Here is a 16561-nt window from a genome sequence, read left to right on the forward strand (position 1 = left end):
TAAGTGTGTAACCGATCGGACAGATATTCAATTAATCCTGAGACTAAGATGTATCGTGCCGTCGGGGGAATGGTTGCAAAGGATCGTCTTTGACAACATCCAGGTGTCGATCGAACCAGTAAGCGAAACTAATCGGAATCAGATATTCCCAGTATTCCCATCCGTTTAGCGAATTGATCGATTCGAGCAATTGGTATATGCCACCGATATTAACATAACTCTCAATGGCGGGCAGTATGTTCGACACTGACACTCGATTCATGCTCTGCAATCCTTTTGCTGCCAAAGGATCTCCCGCTAGCGGTGTTTTTGGTCGTAGTCTAACTTCTGTCGGCAGAATATCTTTCATTGCCGCTCTCATTAACATTTTATCAACACACCAAGGTGTTGGGGGCAATGCTAATAAATAATTTAGCAATCGCAGATCGATAAATGGGAGTCTGACTTCGACCGGAATGCCCGAATAGCCAGGATCGTTATACTCTAGAATAGCTGCCCACAGCATCGATGTACTCTTATGATAGGCTGGCGATCGAGGCGAATCCACCAATTTCTTTGGTCGATCTTTAATTTCCGACCATCGCTGTGCGAGTTCCATCGATCGAACAAAATCTGGATTTAGCCAAGTTGGATATCCCTGTAGCTTTCGCTCTGGCTGCCGCCACCGTCGCATTCTGCCTAGCAAACCCGATCCCCAATGCGGTTTGACTCCAAAACCAAATAAGGAACGGCTCACATCTAATCCTACGTCAATTAGCGACATAGTTTGGATCATTTCTCGGACTGTGGTGGGAGTGAGAGATTCATCACCACCATCGCCACACAATACGACTCGACTATGAGCTGATACTCGTCGAAAACTGTCCCAATCCAGCTCCTGTAGAGGATTGTTGGATGGCTCTGGTAGTTGAAATTTTGCGCTTGTCAAACTAGCATTGAGATCGTAGTTATCAGCGACTTGATAATCGATCGCCATCCCCAATTTGTCGGCGGCGAGTCCCGCATAGTAGCGTTCTCGATCGGGGATGAGTGTATCATAGACGATGCTAAAAGCTTTGAGATCGAGTGGCTGAGATCGCTGTTTGGCGACAGCCAATGCGGTGGCGGCAATTGTGGTCGAATCGAGTCCACCACTAAAAAAACTAGCAACTCGATCGGTTCGCAAGCGATCTCCAACTGATTGACCCATCAATTCCTGAAATCGATCGAGATAATCTTGAGGATTTGCATATCGAATTAGCTCTGGTACTGGCATCGTCCAATACCGTCGCGTCTGCACTCCCCGCTCTGACGACCACGTAAATGTGTGAGCTGCTGGCAATCTTTGAATATCGGCAAATGCTGTCGTTTCGAGATCGTAATTCATGTCGAACAGCAGCAAATCGCCGATCGTCCGCTCGTTCAATTTACTAGATACCTGTGGATGTTGGCGCAGACAATCGAGGGTATTACTAATTAGCAAGCAGTTGTTCACCTGACTATAGTAAAACGGCTTCACACCAAAGTGGTCTCTAGCGCAGAATAACCGCTGTTGGCGATCGTCCCAAATTACAAAAGCAAAGTCTCCCAATAAGCGATCGGCACAATCATCACCCCAGCGGAGATATGCTTGCAAAATTAGCTCGACATCAGTTAATATTTCCTTACGATCGCCGCTTTCTTGCCTAAAATCTAGCTGCTCGATTAAAGTCTGCCGATCGTCGATCCGTGCATCAGCAACAATCCACACCTGTCGGTCGATCGTAAATGGTTGCGACTCGGCTGCTGATTCCCACGTCGTCCGCAACATCGTATGTCCAAACCCAACAAAATCCTGCGACCAAATCGTTTGAGCATCTGGCCCGCGAAAGGTCATAAAATCATTCATCCGACCTAATAAGTGCGGATCGACAGGCGATCGATCGGTATGAATTAGAGCAACAATCCCACTCACAATTTTTCCCCAACAGGTTGTTCAAATGAACGATCGAACGCTTGAAAACGCTGACGGACATCCTCGGTATCATTCAAAACCACGCCCTGATACTCGACCCAGGCATGAGCCGAAAATTTATCTGACTCGCGTTGCACCCCGATCCGTAATTCACTTATGATTCCCTGCGATCGCAACAAAATCCACAACACCAAAGATTGTTTTAAACAATTCGTCCACAGGTGATTGTACCGCACCGCAACTCGCACCATTCGTTCCGTCATCCATACCCGATCGATTTCAGCTACTGTATCATCAACCGAACTGCTGCTTGTGGGTAGTCGTAACAGCATCTTTTGGCTAAAGCGCAAGCCCTTAAAATTTACCAAAATGGCAACCGCAGGCAATAGGCACAGGGCTTGGAACAGTAGAGATCGTTCGTACTCGGACAGACTGAATATAATTTGAGCCTTACGCTTGAGTAATTTCAACCAGTTCATGTTCGACAAATCGTTCGACCAAGTTTAAGAAATCTTGCTTTAACTGTTCGGAATCGACATCATATCGATCGAGCAATCGATCGTAAGCAGTTTGTAATGATTCTGACTCTTTCAGACAAGACCACATCGCACTGCCAACATCATCGAGTCCAAAATATTCTTCGCTCTCCAAATTTAGTAAGACGAGTTCGCCATCTACGTTTTGGACTAAGATGTCTTGCTTTACAGCAACCTTCTGTTTAAGTGTCAGCATTAATCCAAATTACTAGAAAAGGGGGTAAGGGTCGATTGTACAATATTTTGGGCATCTGAGTTTTGGAAGTGTGGATTCGGGGTTCGGGGTTCGGGATTCGGGGTTCGGGGTTCGGGATTCGGGGTTCGGAGGACACAAGCGTCCACCCTCTACCCTCTAGTTCACTCCCCCGCATGATAAGAACTTCGCACCAAAGGACCCGATCGAACATGGTGGAAACCTAATTCCGTGGCAATTGCGCCTAATCGATCGAACTCAGCGGGAGTCCAGTACTTGACTACAGGGAGATGTTCTGAAGATGGTCGCATATACTGTCCCAATGTAACTCGATCGCACTCGATCGATCTGAGATCTTGTAATGTCTCGATAATTTCGGCTTCGGTTTCCCCATGTCCCAGCATCAACCCCGACTTAGTGGGAATGCTAGGATCTAATGCTTTGACATGACTGAGCACATCTAGCGATCGAGCGTATTTTGCCCCACGGCGCACTCGATCTTGCAGTCTAGCTACTGTTTCGACATTATGGTTATAACAAGCAGGTTGTGCGCCAACTACGGTGGCAATCCGTTCTCGTTGTTGCTGTTCGGCATCCTTCCCACTCCAAAAATCTGGAGTCAACACCTCCACCTGAGTCTCAGGATTAACCGATCGAATTGCGTCGATCGTTTTTACAAACCAACCAGCTCCACCGTCATCGAGATCGTCTCTCGCTACCGCTGTCAATACCACATACCGCAGTCCGAGCAATCCCACAGCTTCAGCTACCTTATCTGGCTCCTGAGGATCTAATGGCATCGGTGCATGTCCCTTATCCACTTGACAGAAACCACAACTGCGGGTGCATGTTGGCCCCATCAACAGAAAACTAGCCGTCTTCTGACTGTAGCACTCACCACGATTGGGACAACGACCCTCCTCGCAGATCGTATGAATCTGACGTTGCTTAATAATCTGCTGCACTGTAGAAAGTTCGCTAGCTGTACCGATCGATCGACGCAACCAGGGTGGTAAAGCTTGAACTTCGGTGCGCCAATCTAAATCTGTGGGGGAGGAGGGCATGGGGGTCTGGGGGTGTGGGTGTGGGGTGTGGGGTAAAAGGTAAAAGGGACTGGAAGATTATTACTCCTAAAACCCAAAGCCTAAAGCCTAAAGCCTAGCCCTCTAACCCTAATTTACGATAAGTTAAGGAAACGAGGTAGAATTTTTTTACCAATTTTATCAATTTGCACTGAAACTAGGTCAAACCGTCTGAATTATAAGGATAGGAGTAACGATCGATAAAAACACCTAAGTTCAAACAAAGACAACAAGGAGTCAAGTGTGGCAACTAGCAAAATCTTGGTAATTGATGATAGTCGCGTGATCAGGAAGACAGTCAGGGATATGCTTCCAGAAGGTGACTTTGAAGTGATCGAAGCAAAAGATGGGCTTGAGGGAATCGACTTTGTCGAAAAAGAACATCCTGCGCTGATTATGCTAGACTTCATCCTACCCAAAATGAGTGGGTGGGATGTGTTTCAGCAAATTCAGGCACATCCAGAATATCAGAAAATTCCCTTGGTGTTGATGTCAGGGAAAAAAGAGGAAGTCACTAGTAAGATTTCCGAACCATTTGAGTATTTTGAATTCATCGAGAAACCATTCGATCGGGTTATTCTTGCTGAAGCGATTCGGGTGGCGATGACCAAAGCGCGGAAAGCACGTCCTCGAATGGCCGAATTACCTGGATCTGTCTTAACTGTCGCAGAAGCTCAAATTAATAGTAATGAAATCGCTCAGTTGCAAGCTCAAATCGATCGAGCTAACAAGCAGATTGCAGCGGGCGAAACAGTTACTACGACGGAAATCAAGGAGTTACAAGCACAACTATTAGCTGCCAATCAATTCCAACACGCTGAAATTCAAGATTTAACTGCTAGATTTGAAGCTTTTCAACAAGCCAAAAATACAGAGCATCAAGCTACGATCCAAAAGGTCGTTCAACTTGAGATAGAGATTAGCACCTTGAAAAAACAACTGGGTCAGTTGGTTGTGTTAATTAAGAAAAGACTAACTTAGGTTAGTTGAAAGTTGAAAGTGGAAAGTTGAAAGTGATGTCTTGATTGTAATCGGCGAAGTCATTGAAGTCGCTACAGTAAGTTACTCCAATAACATGGAGATCGTCACATTGCGAGCTTTTTAGTGGAACGTTACTCCCGATTAATTTATCTCTCGTCTGCCTTCTAAAGCGCGGGCGAGGGTTATTTCGTCTGCATATTCTAAATCGCCACCCATCGGGATGCCAAAGGCAATTCTCGTTACTTTGGTGAGTGGTGCGATGAGTCTGCCCAGATATAGAGTTGTCGTTTCTCCTTCGACTGTCGGACTTATGGCGACGATCGCTTCTTTGACATCTTGCTGATGAATTCGCTGTAATAGAGATGAGATATTTAATTGTTCTGGCCCGATCCCATCCATTGGTGAAATCACACCACCGAGGACATGATATTTACCGCTAAATTCGCGCGTTCTTTCTAGCGCAATCACATCGCGAGAATCTGCGACGACACAGATAGTCTGAGCATCACGTTGGGGATTCCGACAGATATCGCAAGTCGGTTCGGCAGACAGGTGAAAACAGACCTGGCACAACCCGACTTGCTGCTTGGCCTCGATCAAGGCTTGAGCCAATTGCTCGACTTCTAGTTGCGATCGCTTCAGAATATGTAAAGCCAATCGCTGCGCAGACTTGGGACCTACTCCAGGCAATCGTTGCAGTTGTTCGATTAAATTAGCCAGGGGGCGTGTATAAGCCGTAATCTTCGCTCCTATCGATCGATGGAAGACTATTATATGCTAAAGCGCGATCGACCCGAACCAAATTTTCTCCGATCTAAATTACTCCCCAAATTTGGGGTAGGGGCAATGTCTTGTCTCGCTAAACCCTCGGGGAACCCGAGGAGCGCGAGCCGCTGTCTTGTCGTTTTTTTATTCGGGGGGAACCCCCGAATAAAAACGCCGCTTCATGAGTTGCCCCTACCCCAAATTTCACGTTTCTAGATGATTTTCATTCGGCTCTTATTTCCCTATAGTTCTTACTGGCTATAGGATTTAGCTAATTCATGCTAGATCTTCAAAAATAGTTTGTAAAGAATGCTTGCTTTTTTGTAAAGATATTGTTATATTAATTTACATAACTAAATATTCATAACGTTAAATCACCCGAGTAACTAATTATGCAAGCTAAAACCTTCATCGACAACGACGGCAGAGAAAATAACTTCGCGATCGAGCCAAAAATGTACGTTACCGACGGTCCTCAAGCTGGCTGGACTGAATATGCAGAGAAACTCAACGGTCGGATGGCAATGATTGGGTTTGTCGCATTATTAGTTCAAGAAGTTTTGACTGGACACGGCATCGTTGGTTTCATCACCAATCTGTAAGATTTCACGCGACCTCACAGTGTCTCTGGGGAGACACGTTTCATCATAGTTTTCTTATCTCTTTCCTCGCGGTAGCAAATTAGCTCCCGCGTTTTTTTTCGCGCTTTTAATCGAGGGAAAAAATTGAATGTTCGGGAATTTTCTCAGTAGTTATACGGAGATAAATTAAAATTTTCATAAATAAACAGTCTGAGCTAATTTAAACGGTAAATTAACTTTATTTTCGAGAGAAGTACTCAGTACTTTCACGGTGGCATGTTCGTATTTTGACAAAGATAATAGATGGGAATACATAAATTGAAACTACTAATTAATGAAGACATCTATCGTCAAAATCAAGCAAGCTGCAGTAATCATGGGTCTTGCTTTGACTGGTATTGGTAGCAGCGGGGCAATTACGCCAGCTAATGCATTAACATTTAATTTCATCTCAAGTAATGCTATCGACCCTTTGGCATTGGCTGGATTTCAACAAGCTGGCGCGCGCTGGTCGAGTTTGTTTAACGACAATGTAACTATCGATCTGAAGATTGACTACACAGCACTAGATCCGGGTATTCTCGGTCAAGCTGGTTCTAGCGGTCAGACGTATACCTACAGTCAGGTTTATAGTGCTCTCAACGCTGACAAAAAATCTGCTGATGACACTCTTGCTGTTAACAGTCTGTCTAATAGCTCGACATTTGGTAGGTTAATCAATCGCACGAGCGATAATCCAAATGGCTCTGGTAGTGCAATTCCCTATGTCGATCCCAATCACAGCTCGATTTACATGAATACTGCTAATGCTAAGGCGTTAGGTTTAGCTGTTACTCCGCCAACAAGTGGAGCTGATGCAGAGATTAGTTTTAGTAACTTATTTACTTGGGATTTCAATCCAAACGATGGTATCAATGCAAATGCTTATGATTTTGTCGGTGTTGCAACTCATGAAATCGGTCATGCGTTGGGATTTGTCAGTGGTGTTGACATCCTAGATGGCAATAGTCCTCCAGTAAATGGTCCATTTTTTGCTAGTCAATTTACTTTTGTCAACACGCTAGATCTATTTCGTTATTCCAGTCTGAGTAAGGCTAGCAACGTCATCGATTGGACTGCGGACGCGCGTGACAAATACTTCTCCCTCGATCGTGGAGCTACGAACATTGCACTATTTTCCAACGGGCAAAATTTTGGCGGTGATGGTCGTCAAGCAAGTCACTGGAGAGATACTATGAACCTTGGGATCATGGACCCTACGGCTGGACTTGGAGAGCTGTTGGCTATTGGTGACAACGATAAACGGGCATTTGATGCGATCGGTTGGGATCGGATTGTTGCCAATAATAATCCCACTGAAGTACCAGAACCTGAGAACTTTGTCGGCACATTTATCTTTGCGGCTTTTGGTGCCAAAATGGTCCTCAAACGCAGACAAAAGTTAGTCGAATCATCCGAGAAAGAAATAGTCTAAGAACATAGATTTTCAGTTGAAGTAGACAATCGGCAATAGAAATTGAAATGTATAATTTATGTTGCCTTACTAGTTACACGATCAAAGATTACAAATTCACTATCAGTAACAATTCCATGTCAATCTCAGACGGTTGACATGGAAATTTTTATTCATCTAATTGCTGCAATGTGTCTAGTAACTTTCTACGTAGTTTCACTGTGGCATGTTTGCACGTTCATATTCATAATTGGATAAACTACACATTTATAAGGACAACAATGAAGACCTCAATCTTGAAATTCAAGCAAGTTGCCGTGATGACGGGGATGGTTTTGAGTGGCGTTGGGGCGATTACCCCAGCTAATGCACTGACATTTAACTTCATTCGGGGTGCTAGTATTACAAACGAGGCTTATGCTGGATTTCAAGAAGCTGGTGCGCTTTGGTCTTCACTGTTTACAGATAATGTCACAGTCAATATTAAAATTGACTATCGAGCACTAGATCCAGGTACTCTGGGTGCTGCTGGTTCTAGCGAGCAGAGTTATAGCTATAGAGATGTTTACAATGCGCTCAACAGCGATAGAAAATCTACCGATGATAGTCTCGCTGTTAGCAATCTGTCTAATAGTTCGGCATTCGGCATGTTAATAAATCGCACGGGCAATAATCCGAATGGATCTGGTAGTGCAACTCCTTATGTAGATGGCAACACAGATGACAATAACAGCACTATTACGATGAATACTGCCAATGCCAGGGCATTAGGTTTAACTACCGATCCTACCGCTTCTGGTGCTGATGCAGAGATTACTTTTAGTAGCCTATTTAATTGGGATTTCGATCGAACTGATGGCACTATCACCGCGAATACTTATGATTTTGTCGGTGTTGCCGCTCATGAAATCGGGCACGCGCTCGGTTTTGTCAGCGGTGTCGATGTCCTCGATGAAAATAGTCCTTATAACGATCCAGACACAGGCACTACTTATTATGCTGCGGACTATCAATTTACCAATGTCAGCACACTAGATCTATTTCGTTATTCCGATCTGAGTAAGGCTAGCAGTGTCATCGATTGGACTGCTGATACTCGTGACAAGTACTTCTCCCTCGAAGGTGGAGCTAATCCCATCGCGCTATTTTCTAACGGGGCAAATTTTGGTGGTGGTAATCCTGGTCGTCAAGCAAGTCACTGGCGAGATAGTCTACAACTTGGGATCATGGACCCGACAACTGCACGTGGTGAGTTGTTATCCATTAGCGAAAACGATCTACGGGCATTTGATGTCATTGGTTGGGATCGCATTCCTGTCAATAATAATGCGACTGCTGTGCCCGAACCAGAAAACTTTATCGGCACATTTATCTTTGCGGCTTTTGGTGCCAAACTGGTGCTCAAACGCCGACAAAAACTAGTCGAATCATCCAACAAATAAACCTAATTTTTCATTTTCTCCCCCAGTCAATCTTTTCCAGTTGACATGGGGCTTTTTTTGCGTGTATCCAGATCCAAGTATTTTCAATGTTTTCTCCGTGTTTTCACTGTGGCGAATCGTGATTTTGATACTGATAATAGGGTGACATACACACAAGCAAAACAATAATGAAGACCTATACTGTAAAACTCAAACAAGTTGCTGTGATGACCGGAATGGCGTTAAGTGGCATTGGAGTGAGTGGGGCGATTACACCTGCAAATGCCTTGACATTTAATTTCATATCAGCAGCGGGAACATCACAAGATGCGATCGATGGATTTAATACCGCAGGTGCACTTTGGTCTTCAGCGTTTAACGATAATGTCACTGTCAACATTAATATTGGTTTTACAGCACTAGGTGCAAATATTCTTGGTCAAGCTAGTTCTAACTCGCAGAATTTTAGTTACAGAGATGTCTACAGTGCGCTCAAGAGTGACAGAAAATCTATTGATGACAGTACTGCTGTTCGCAATCTGCCCAACAGCCCAAAAAATAAATCGATCGGCTCGAGAATTAGTCCACCTGACCCGACAACATTTAATATGTTGCTCAATCGCACAGCAAATAGTCCGAATGGATCTGGTAGTGCGACTCCTTATTTAGACAAGGATGGAGATGCCAATAACAGCTATATCAATATGAATACGGCTAATGCGAAAGCATTAGGTCTGATCGCTGGCAATATGAATACTGCTGATGCGGATATTTCTTTTAGCAACCTATTTAGCTGGGATTTCAATCGAGCCGATGGAATTACTGCTAATACTTTTGATTTTGTGGGGATTGCCGCTCATGAAATCGGTCATGCGTTGGGATTTGTCAGTGGTGTCGATATCCTCGATTACTATGGCGGAACGCAATATAACGATAATGTATTTACTTATGTCACCCCACTAGATCTATTTCGTTATTCTACGGAAAGTAAAGATCTCGGTGCGATCGATTGGACTGCTGATGCCCGTGACAAATACTTCTCTCTTGACGGTGGGACTACTAAAATTGCCTCTTTTTCCACAGGGTCAACGTTTGGGGATGGCCAACAGGCAAGTCATTGGAAGGACAATTTAGGGCTGGGGATTATGGACCCTACTGCTGCGCGTGGCGAACAGTTGGCAATTACTGAAAACGATCTGCGGGCATTTGATGTCATCGGCTGGAATCGCGGTGCTACGGTAGTCAGCAATCAAACGAGAACTAATATCACTGATGATCGAACTCCCAATTCCACTCTTCAAGGGTTGGCTGTTTCTGCGACTGTGACTGATGTGCCCGAACCAGAGAACTTTGTCGGAACATTTATCTTTGCAGCTTTCGGAATAAAAATGGTACTCAAACGTAGACAAAAACTATCCACTGCCGATGTTGCAGAGTCTCAGTCTTAACTAAAATCTTGCTACCAAGCCTATGTCAACGTAATTACGCTAACATAGGATTTTTTATCTAGACATATCCGATTACTTTGGCCGCTTTTTAAGTATTTTCACTGTGGTACATTTTCTTTTTGATACACATAATTGTGGGGAATGCATACGTGTATAAATAATAATGAAGACCTATATTGCAAAAATCAAACAGCTTGCGGTGATAACAGGAGTAGCTGTGAGTGGGATTGGTGTTAGTGGCGCAGTTGCACCTGTAAATGCCCTGACATTTAATTTCACCCCAGCGGCTGGAACATCACAACAAGCGATCCAAGGATTTGCCGCAGCAGGAAACCTTTGGTCTTCATTATTAACCGATAATATCACTGTCAATATTAAGATTGGGTTTGAAAGACTTGGTGGCACAATGTTGGGTGAAGCTAATTCTAGCTTGCAGACTTTTCAATACATTGATGTCTACAATGGACTCAACAACGATCGAAGATCTCTCGATGATGATGCTGCTGTTCGGAGTCTGCCTAATAGTCCAGCATTCAAGATGTTGCTAAATCGTACCTACAACAGTCCCTATGGAAGAGGTAGTGCAACCGCTTATGTAGATAGCGATGGCGATCTCAATAACAAGAGAATTACCTTGACTACTGCCAATGCTAGAGCGATCGGGTTCACGAATAATGTGCCTTATGATGCTGAAATTTCTTTTAGCAACCAGCATAACTGGGATTTTAATCGATCGAATGGAATTAATGCGAATACTTTTGATTTTGTGGGAATTGCCGCTCACGAAATCGGTCATGCACTTGGGTTTATCAGTGGTGTTGACATCCTTGATTATTATAGTTCTACCAGCAATGGTGGCCCATATAATGATGATGAATTTATTTATGTCAGCCCGCTCGATTTATTTCGTTATTCGACAGAGAGTAAGAATCGAGGCGTAATCGATTGGACTGCAGACAAACGAGATAAGTACTTTTCTCTTGACAAAGGAGCCACAAAAATTGCCTCTTTTGCCACAGGAGAGCAATTTGGCGATGGCCGTGAGCCAAGTCACTGGAAAGATGATTTGGGACTGGGGATTATGGACCCGACGGTGGCGCGTGGTGAAAAGTTGACAATCTCTCAAAGGGATCTGCGGGCACTAGATGTCATTGGTTGGAATCGCACTGGTTATAATTCCAGTCTTAGATTGCAGGCAGCTAGCACAGTCGGGAAAAATAGCAGTAATCGCATCGTCGATAGCGATCTTAATGCTAATAATCCCACCGAGGTGCCAGAACCTGCCAATTTTATCAGTACATTGATCCTTACGGCTTTTGGGATCAAAATGGTACTCAAACGCCGACAGAAGCTGTAAGTTGGTGGATACTCGATAGTGGATAGTAGATCGCAATTAAACTTGTCTAAATCTTTATGATTCGATCGAAATTGTGCTTTATCCTACTCCTTTATTCTTTACCTGTTATAGATACACGTAAAGTTATTTACTACCTAGCATAATTAAATACATCAAGCTTACTTGTCGAAAAGTTTCTAAGTCGTTTGGCGGTAGCATGTTCTAGTTTCCATAATTATAGTGATGTGGAATATGTAATGTAAACTACAAGCATGAAGACTTATACTGTGAAGCTCAAGCAGTTTGGGGTGATGACGGGGATTGCATTAAGTGCTGTTGGAGTTAGTGGGGGAGTTACACCTGCGAATGCCTTGACATTTAATTTCACCCCAGCGGCGGGAACATCACAACTAGCCATCGATGGATTTAATGCCGCAGCCGCGCTTTGGTCTTCAAAGTTTACCGATAATGTAACTGTCAACATTAATATCGATTTTACAGCACTCGGTCAAGGTATTCTCGCGCAAGCTGGTTCGACCCGTCAGGAGTTTAACTACGGTCAGGTTTACAATGCTCTCAATACTGACAAGTTATCTGGAGATGATAGTACAGCAGTTGGGAGCTTAGGTAATGGCTCAACATTTAATATGTTGCTAAATCGCACGAGTAATAATCCCAATGGATCTGGTAGTGCAATGCCTTATTTAGACAACAACGGCAATGCTAATAATAGTACAATTAACATGTCTAGTGCCAATGCTAAGGCCTTAGGGATCGATGGGTTGGGGAATGCCGCATCGATGTCGGCAAATAACGTAATTGCACAGGGTTTCAATCCCCGCAACGGCACCAGTGCTGAGGCAATTCAAAATGCGCAGGATAAGTCTGCGATGGTCAATGCAGTGGGGAGTGATGCTTTCATTACTTTTAGTAATCTATTTAACTTTGATTTCGATCCTAGTAATGGCATTACCCCTGGGACTTATGATTTTATTGGGATTGCCACCCATGAAATCGGTCATGTACTTGGCTTTACCAGTGGTGTCGATATCCTAGATATCAATAGTCCCCCTGTAAGTGGTCCATTTAGTGACAATCAATTCACTTTTGTCAATACACTGGACTTATTTCGTTATTCCAATGCAAGTAAGAATGCAGGTGTAATCGATTGGACTGCGGATACTCGTGATAAGTATTTCTCTCTCGATCGTGGAGCTACTAATATTGCTGCTTTTGCAACTGGCGGTAATTTTGGTGATGGTCGTCAGGCAAGTCACTGGAAGGATAATTTAGGCATTGGGATCATGGACCCTACGGCTGCACCTGGCGAGTTGTTGGCAATATCTGAAAACGATCTGCGGGCATTCGATGTCATTGGTTGGAATCGCCCAACAGCAGTCAATCCCAATCCCAACCCGAATCCTAATCCCAATCCTGTGGATGTGCCAGAACCTTCTACCTTTATCGGGACATTTATCTTTGCTGCTGCTGGTGCCGATATGGTGCTCAAACGTAGAAAGCAGCTATTCGATTTGACAGAAGATAAAAAAACCGTTGAAGTCTAGTATTTAACGCAGGTTGCTAGTTATAACCAAGGTTAAAGATTTGGGTATTAGGTATTGGGTATTAGCGATTGGATACAACCTAAAACCGGCATTGCTGATTTGATGTATAATTCCTTGCGACCACCCTTGGGGGTGCGCTTGCGCGTTCGTACATTCTCTACCAGGAAGCTTTGCATCCTGCTCCCCGCTCCCCGCTCCCCGCTCGCCCCTCTAGTTTTTGATACCTGAATTCAGCAACGCCCCTAAAACCTAAAACCTAACAGCTAAAACCTAACACCCATCCCACTAAAAACCTATAACTAGCAACTTGGGTTATTTAATGTTTTGAGTGAACTGGATAAAAGGTAGGGGTAATTCATAAATTACCCCTACCTTTTATCCTTTAATACAGACAACTTGCTTGAGAGTGGCGACTACTTCTACGAGATCGGCTTGATTTGCCATGACGGATTCGATCGATTTATATGCAGCCGGAATTTCGTCGAGTAGATCTGTATCTTTTCGACATTCTACACCGCGAGTTTGAGCGATCAGATCGTCTAGAGTATAAGTATTTTTTGCCATCGATCGAGACATAATTCGTCCCGCACCATGCGAACAGCTACAGAAACTCGCCGCATTACCTTTACCTTTGACAATATAAGATTTAGTCCCCATCGAACCAGGAATAATGCCATAATCTTCGGTTTGGGCACGCACGGCACCTTTGCGAGTTACATACACTTCCTCGCCAAAATGTACCTCTTTCTCGGCATAATTATGATGGCAATTAATTACTAATAGTGGCTTACTTTTTTTGCCACCATTGAGATGTCGATCGATAATCTGCATAAATCTTGCCATCATCACATCGCGATTGGTTCTGGCATAATCTTGCGCCCATTGTAAATCGCGCCAGTAGGCGGCAAATTCGGGCGTACCAGCTACGAAATAGGCTAGATCTCGATCGGGTAAACTCAGATTGGCTAATTTAGCTAGATCTTTAGCTGTATCGATATGACATTGAGCCAATTTATTGCCAATATTACGGGAACCAGAATGCAGCATCAGCCAGACGCGATTTTCGGTATCGAGACAAACTTCGATAAAGTGATTGCCACCACCCAAAGAACCGAGTTGCTTAATTGCTTTATTTTCTAAACCGCGCACGCCACGATGCAGTTCGGCGAAATCTTGCCAGCCTTGCCAATTACTTGCATCCTTAGAAATCTGCTGATTTTCTTCAAAACCAACCGGAATTTGTGCTTCTAAATCGAGCCGAATTTTCTTGAGTTTACCCTCCAATTTTTCACCCTTAAAGGGTGTTTGAATTGCCATCATCCCACAACCCAAATCCACCCCCACAGCCGCTGGAACGATCGCATTTTTAGTGGCAATTACGGAGCCGACTAAGGCACCTTTACCTAAGTGAACATCGGGCATCAAGGCAACATGTTTGAATACAAAAGGTAGAGAGGCAACATTCTTTGCCATCTTGGTTTCTACCTGTGCCAAATCATGTCCGGCCCAAGATAAGACAGGTTTAGGCGTATCGATTTCTAATTCTTGATAAGTCATGGATTAGGCTTTAGGCTTTAGGGACTAGGCTTTCTCTTAATCCATCCCCTTTACAAGGGAAGGGGGAAGGGGATGGGTGGGGTAAAGATCTACGCAGTAACTATTTAGAAATAGATGAGGTATTGTACCGAAAATTTATTTCCCGAAGAAACTCCCACTGATTTTTTTGATCGCTTTTCCGGCAACTTCCGAGTAGCTGAGTTGTCCTGACAAAACTTTGGTCATGGTAATACTAGCAGAAGGACGTTTGATCCCTGCTTTGTAACCAACCTTGGGAAATTGATAGAAAGCTGCGGCTAGACGTTGCGCCCATTTCATGTCCGCGCCCCATTCGGTTATCATTGTTTCAGTATATTTCTCTAGCGCGTTGGTGGTGCCACTAAGCGCAGCATGAATAGCTTCAGCCGCTTTAATCCCAGAGAAAATCGACGGACGAATGCCTTCGGCAGTCATCGGATCGACAATACAGGCTGCTTCTCCAGCTAAGAGGGCATTTTGGGTATGGAGTTTTTGGTCGCCATCCCAGATACAAAGGGGATGTCCGTATTGTTTGAAGTTATTGATATCTACATTAAAAGCACCTTTGGCGTAAGCATCGAGAATGGTTTTAAAGTCTTGACCTTCACCGCCTCGAAAGGTACCAATACCGATCGAGTAGCCATCTGCTTTCGGGAAGTTCCAAATATAACCGTTTTTAACTAACCCAAATTCAAAGTTAATCGTTTTTTCGACATTCTCAGCAGTAGCATCGACTTCTAATGCGCCTGCTAACCGACGTTTGCGATCTTTAAAGCCCAACCATTTTGCCATATTGCCTTTGGCACCATCAGCAGCGATTAAATATTTGCCTTCAACGCTACCATTCGCTGTATTTACTTGCCAGCGATCGACTTTAAATTCGATACTTGTGACTGCCGTATTATCGCGCAGTTCGGCACCTTGCTTTTGGGCTTGTTGAACGAGGAAATGGTCGAAAACATCCCGCCTGACCATCCAAATTGGCTCTTGATTTTCCAGTTTGACATCAACCGGATCTTCTAAATTCCAGGTGTACCGCAAGGTATCTACTCGACAGGAAATTGCTGGACTAAAATCAAAATCAAACCACTGAGCGATCGCGGGCGACACACCACCCCCACATGGTTTATACCGAGGCAGAGACTCTTTCTCTAAAATCAAGACCGATCTACCTTGCTTGGCTAGATGGTATGCTGCACTGCCACCAGCAGGCCCAGCACCGACAATAATACAATCAAACATAAAAATAGCTATTTAGATACATTGGCGATGGCTCTAATCAGCCACAATCTCGACCATTGTACCTCTAGTAACCGCAAGGATACTATGTAGATTTCACCGATCTTCTAGGTAATGTCAAACAGTTCGCGCCCCAATCACCACCTTATCTATAGATTCAGACAGAGAGGGAGGTCACAGCCTGCGACAGTAGATTGACTCTTCACTAGTTTTAAGAATCAAGCTGCTTGTTGTTCCGGTGCATCAAGTCCCCATTGCTGCTTCAACAAGGTTTTGTAGCTATTTTCCTGTAAGACCATTTGTCTATACAGGTTGACGAGAAATTCCTGAGCCTGTTCGCGGCTCATGTCTTTGACTTGGTGCTCGAACGAACGGATATTAAATTGTTGTTCTAGGGATAGATCGAAGGATTTAGACATAATTCACTCCTTGTTGGCTGTGAGTAAAGTAGCC

General features: G+C 44.1%; 15 protein-coding genes. 7 read left to right on the top strand and 8 right to left on the bottom strand.

The window, feature by feature from the left end; genetic code table 11:
- Positions 1-43: 43 nt before the first annotated feature.
- The 4 genes from RMO55_RS03110 to lipA form a co-directional block, all read right to left on the bottom strand.
- Positions 44-1933, bottom strand: a complete 1890-nt coding sequence (locus RMO55_RS03110; RefSeq protein ID WP_310423346.1) for an asparagine synthase-related protein — start codon at positions 1931-1933, stop codon at positions 44-46.
- Complete coding sequence (locus RMO55_RS03115) at positions 1930-2412, bottom strand: lasso peptide biosynthesis B2 protein (protein WP_310423349.1); 483 nt, start codon at positions 2410-2412, stop codon at positions 1930-1932. The genes RMO55_RS03110 and RMO55_RS03115 overlap by 4 nt, the downstream gene beginning before the upstream one ends.
- The gene (locus RMO55_RS03120; RefSeq protein WP_310423352.1) at positions 2384-2665 is read right to left on the bottom strand and encodes a PqqD family protein; all 282 of its coding nucleotides are present in this window, start codon (positions 2663-2665) and stop codon (positions 2384-2386) included. The genes RMO55_RS03115 and RMO55_RS03120 overlap by 29 nt, the downstream gene beginning before the upstream one ends.
- Positions 2666-2826: 161 nt before the next feature.
- The gene (lipA, locus tag RMO55_RS03125; RefSeq protein ID WP_310423355.1) at positions 2827-3726 is read right to left on the bottom strand and encodes a lipoyl synthase; all 900 of its coding nucleotides are present in this window, start codon (positions 3724-3726) and stop codon (positions 2827-2829) included.
- Positions 3727-3987: 261 nt separating this feature from the next.
- Between lipA and RMO55_RS03130 the strand changes: the two genes are divergently transcribed.
- Positions 3988-4725: a response regulator gene (locus tag RMO55_RS03130; protein ID WP_310423359.1), complete on the top strand. Its 738-nt coding sequence runs from the start codon at positions 3988-3990 to the stop codon at positions 4723-4725.
- Positions 4726-4866: 141 nt separating this feature from the next.
- Here the strand turns inward: RMO55_RS03130 and recR are convergent, their stop codons facing one another.
- Positions 4867-5478, bottom strand: coding sequence for a recombination mediator RecR (recR, locus tag RMO55_RS03135; protein WP_396134154.1), 612 nt, complete (start codon positions 5476-5478; stop codon positions 4867-4869).
- 404 nt (positions 5479-5882) lie between these two features.
- On the opposite strand from recR, the gene RMO55_RS03140 reads away from it, so the two are divergent.
- From RMO55_RS03140 to RMO55_RS03165, 6 genes are all read left to right on the top strand, one after another.
- Positions 5883-6092 carry a chlorophyll a/b-binding protein gene (locus RMO55_RS03140; protein WP_310423362.1) on the top strand — a complete coding sequence of 70 codons (210 nt, stop codon included), beginning with the start codon at positions 5883-5885 and terminating at the stop codon, positions 6090-6092.
- 313 nt (positions 6093-6405) lie between these two features.
- Entirely contained in the window at positions 6406-7545 is a 1140-nt protein-coding gene (locus tag RMO55_RS03145; RefSeq protein WP_310423365.1) for an NF038122 family metalloprotease, read from the top strand.
- A 260-nt stretch (positions 7546-7805) separates the two neighbouring features.
- Positions 7806-8966: an NF038122 family metalloprotease gene (locus RMO55_RS03150; RefSeq protein WP_310423368.1), complete on the top strand. Its 1161-nt coding sequence runs from the start codon at positions 7806-7808 to the stop codon at positions 8964-8966.
- Positions 8967-9133: 167 nt separating this feature from the next.
- Positions 9134-10393 carry an NF038122 family metalloprotease gene (locus tag RMO55_RS03155; protein ID WP_310423372.1) on the top strand — a complete coding sequence of 420 codons (1260 nt, stop codon included), beginning with the start codon at positions 9134-9136 and terminating at the stop codon, positions 10391-10393.
- Between the two features lie 163 nt (positions 10394-10556).
- Entirely contained in the window at positions 10557-11750 is a 1194-nt protein-coding gene (locus tag RMO55_RS03160; RefSeq protein ID WP_310423375.1) for an NF038122 family metalloprotease, read from the top strand.
- A gap of 251 nt (positions 11751-12001) precedes the next feature.
- Positions 12002-13294: an NF038122 family metalloprotease gene (locus tag RMO55_RS03165; RefSeq protein ID WP_310423377.1), complete on the top strand. Its 1293-nt coding sequence runs from the start codon at positions 12002-12004 to the stop codon at positions 13292-13294.
- A 375-nt stretch (positions 13295-13669) separates the two neighbouring features.
- Here RMO55_RS03165 and RMO55_RS03170 read toward each other — a convergent pair whose 3' ends face one another.
- The 3 genes from RMO55_RS03170 to RMO55_RS03180 form a co-directional block, all read right to left on the bottom strand.
- Complete coding sequence (locus tag RMO55_RS03170; RefSeq protein ID WP_310423380.1) at positions 13670-14851, bottom strand: RtcB family protein; 1182 nt, start codon at positions 14849-14851, stop codon at positions 13670-13672.
- Between the two features lie 135 nt (positions 14852-14986).
- Complete coding sequence (locus RMO55_RS03175; protein WP_310423384.1) at positions 14987-16111, bottom strand: geranylgeranyl reductase family protein; 1125 nt, start codon at positions 16109-16111, stop codon at positions 14987-14989.
- Between the two features lie 215 nt (positions 16112-16326).
- Positions 16327-16527, bottom strand: coding sequence for an NblA/ycf18 family protein (locus tag RMO55_RS03180; protein ID WP_310423386.1), 201 nt, complete (start codon positions 16525-16527; stop codon positions 16327-16329).
- Positions 16528-16561 lie beyond the last annotated feature (34 nt).

The organism is Chamaesiphon sp. VAR_48_metabat_135_sub, from assembly GCF_031418915.1.
Lineage (GTDB): Bacteria > Cyanobacteriota > Cyanobacteriia > Cyanobacteriales > Chamaesiphonaceae > Chamaesiphon.